Below are 3,545 nucleotides of genomic sequence, written 5' to 3'. Positions count from 1 at the left end.
CCAATTGCTGAGCTGTAATGGGAATGTAGAGAATCGTCTTCGGCAGCGGCTGTTTTCCCTTTGCCGGGCCGTAATGAAGTCCGGGTTCCAGGGTGTAGGCCTGAAATTCTGGATATTTCCCCGGCCCAAGATCGTAAAGGGATTGGGCGGGCAACGCCATCGAAGAAAATGCCATAAAATACAAAAGAAAAAGAAATTTTTTCACCGGATTCTCCTTAAAATGTTCAAAGATCTAATTATTTGAGTCTTATTTTTTGCCTGTTTTGCGGGATCAATGCTTAAATTTTTTTGATACGTTTGCCTGAGGCGCATTAATTGACGATCGAATTCTGATTGAATGGCTGCCGCTAACCTCCCCTGTGGTCCCCTCCTTGGCAAGGAGGGGACGATTATCGTTTCCAGCAAATTAGCGGGACGCCAGATCGTTTGCCCCTTTATTCAAAGTGCACTTAATTCACCGAGACAAACAAATTGAAGAGCTTTCGGCCGTTCTTCGCTTTATCAATAGTGCACCCACCTATCCTCTCCCCTTGGAAAGGGGAGGGTTAGGGTGGGGTCGCTTTTCCATTATTTGACCGAATCCCAAGAGAACATCCCCCTATGGTCCCCCTTCCAAGGGGGACGGTTGGGTTCTGACCCAAAAGATTCTTCCCTTATTTCTTTGTTTACTTTTCTTACAGGGAACGGGTCACCTGTCGCTCTTTGCTCCCCCTTAAAGTCCCCCCTTGAGGGGGGATTTAGGGGGATGTTTTTCTAATCTTTCCTGCAAAAACCTCCGAATTTATTTTCCTTCCCACAAACTACTTTTTCAATTCAAACGCCCCCTTCAGCCGGATGTCACGGGACGAATGGCCGATCCACACCTCAAATCGGCCCGGTTCGGCTACCCACTGCTTCAGCGACGGATCGTAGTAGGCCAGGTGCGACCGATTCAACTTCAAACAAACCGCCTTCCGTTCTCCCGGTTTCAAATGCACGCGGGCGAACCCCTTCAGGGCTTTGACCTCCCGGGGCAGGCGGGCTTTCACATCGTGAATGTACACCTGCACGACTTCGTCCCCGGCCATTTTGCCCGTGTTGGTCACATCAAAGCAAACCGTCAGCGTGTCTTTCGGCGAAATTTTCGCCGGTTGAATCCGCAAATGGCTGTACGAAAAGGTGGTGTACGAAAGCCCGTACCCGAACGGAAACAGCGGTTTAATTCGGTGTTTGTCGTAGTACCGGTAGCCCACAAAAATCCCTTCTTTGTACAGGGCCACGTCGGGGTTGGGGTAGGTGTCGTGTACCGGCGTGTCCGCCCAGCGTTTCGGAAATGTAATCGGCAGTCTGCCGGAGGGGTTCACGTCCCCGAACAGGATGTCCGCCAGCGCCGTTCCGCCCTCCTGTCCGGGGTAAAAAGCCTCCACAATCGCAGGCACCCGGTCCATCCAACGGTTCATCAAAATGGGTGTGGCGTTGTACAGCACCACCAGACTGTTCGGATTCACCCGCGTTACCTCGCGAATCAATCGCTCCTGGCTAGCCGGCAGCGGCAGGCTGTCCCGGTCGGTGTCTTCACTTTCCAGCCGCGGATTCAGTCCCATGCACAGAATGGCCAGATCGGACTGCTTTGCCAGGGCCACGGCTTCATTAAAATAATCTTTTGCTTTGTACGGGGCCAGGCCCAATTTACACTGGGCACTGCCCACATTTTCGTAATAATCCACCCGAAGTTTGTACCATTTGTTTTTCTGGAATTTAAATCGCGTAATTTTAAATTTTCCGGCGTCTCTGTTGGTCCAGGCATCCAGGATCTTCTTTCCGTTTAAGTACAGGCGCACCCCATTGTCGGATTTCAGTCCGATGTCGTACCATCCCTCGCCGGGGGATCGGAAGAGGCCTGTCCAGCGCGCCGACCAGTGGTCCAGGTTGACGATGCCAGGCGCCGGAGACCCCGGCGTTCCCGGTTGGCGTTTTCCTCCGTAGCCCCAGTTGAAATCGATCGCCTTCTCCACACGCGTGAGAACCGGCTTACCTTTCAGTTCTTTGTTGTTGAAATACTCCGCGTACACGCCCGGCTTGCCATCTGGAAGCCGGTAAAAACTCGCGTTCACAATAGGCAATCGAGTGCGTTTGGGCGGAATGCCCCGGGCAAACGCCACGGTAATCTGGTTTCCCACTTTTTGGCGAATCCCTTCCAGCGGCGAAATGGCCTCATTCCCGTTCAGAGCCCCGCTGCCTCCGCCATACATCCGGGCCACGTTCCCGTTGGGGCCGATAACCGCAATTTTGCGAAAGGCATCTTTCTTCAAGGGAAGAAAATGTCGGTCATTTTTTAACAAAACAATACTCTCCCGGGCCGCCTGCAAAGCCAGTGCCCGCCGCGCGGGTGTGTCGTCGTGCCCTCCGTAGTCCAGCACCGATTCGTCAAACAACCCCGCCCAGAATTGGGCGCGCAAAATCCGGCTGACTTTGTCGTTCAGCACCTTTTCGGAAACCTGGCCGCTTTGGACAGCCTGCAGCAGCTTGTCTCCGTAATATTTCGGGAAGGGCATTTCCAGATCCAGCCCGGCATTGGCCATTTTGACGGTCGAGTGCGCCGCCCCCCAGTCGGTGACCACAAAGCCCCGAAAACCCCATTCGTTTTTCAGAACATCCGTCAGCAAATGCTTGTTTTCACAGGCGTAGGTGCCGTTTACTTTGTTGTACGCGCCCATCACCGACCAGCATCCGGCTTCTTGTACGGCGGCTTTAAATGCCGGAAAGTAGATTTCCCGCAGGGCCCGTTCACTCACACGGGCATCCACGTGGCCGCGCCCCAACTCCTGGTTGTTGGCCACAAAGTGTTTCACACAGGCCACCACCCGCTGACTCTGCACGCCGGTTACGTACACCACCGTCATCCGGGATGCCAGATAGGGATCTTCACCAAATCCCTCGAAGGTGCGGCCCCCGTTCGGAACGCGGGCGATATTCACACAGGGCCCCAGCAGCCAATTGCAGCCCAGAATCCGCACTTCCGCCCCAATGTTTTCCGCCACCTTTTGCATGAGATTCAAATCGAATGTGGCCGCTATGTTAATCATGGCCGAATAGTTGGTGGCGCGTCCGCGGCAGGTGGGACCTAAAGGGCCGTCCGTTTTTATGAGCTCCGGAATGCACAGCCGTGCGTTCTTCACCGTCCGGGGACTGTGTCCGGAGACCAACTCGACCTTTTCACGAAGCGTCATGCGGTGAACCAAATCCTGCACCCGTGCCTCCAGCGGCGCTTTCGGATTTTTGTAAAGTGGCAGCTCCGGTTCCTGCGCCCAAAGGGGCAAGGAAATCAGTACAATCAGGAAAAGAATTTTTGAAAGAAGAAAAGAAACCTTTGTCATTGTTTTTGCTCCAGATGCCTTTCACGAAATTCCAAATCTCAAATAAATTCCAAAAGCCAATTTTTAAATGACCCAAACCATTTGCATAACGTCATTCCGAATCCGCTGCAAGCGGATGAGGAATCTCCCCGCTTTAAATGAGATTCTTCATCTGCCTCTGGCAGATTCAGAATGACAGGATCATTTGAG

The 3,545-nt window shown here is 53.2% G+C and carries 2 protein-coding genes; both read right to left on the bottom strand.

Features of this window, described 5'->3' with window-relative positions:
• The coding region (locus GXO76_13985; protein NOY78967.1) for a hypothetical protein at nt 1-205 on the bottom strand (205 nt) is incomplete at its 3' end.
• A gap of 595 nt (nt 206-800) precedes the next feature.
• Nucleotides 801-3,356 (bottom strand): hypothetical protein, encoded by a 2,556-nt coding sequence (locus tag GXO76_13980; GenBank protein ID NOY78966.1) that lies wholly within the window; start codon nt 3,354-3,356, stop codon nt 801-803.
• Between the last annotated feature and the right edge of the window lie 189 nt (nt 3,357-3,545).

Source organism: Calditrichota bacterium (assembly GCA_013151735.1).
In the GTDB taxonomy this organism is placed as follows: Bacteria; Zhuqueibacterota; JdFR-76; order JdFR-76; family BMS3Abin05; genus BMS3Abin05.
Note: the sequence above shows the minus strand (reverse complement) of the source record. Positions and strands in the feature narration are given on the sequence as shown.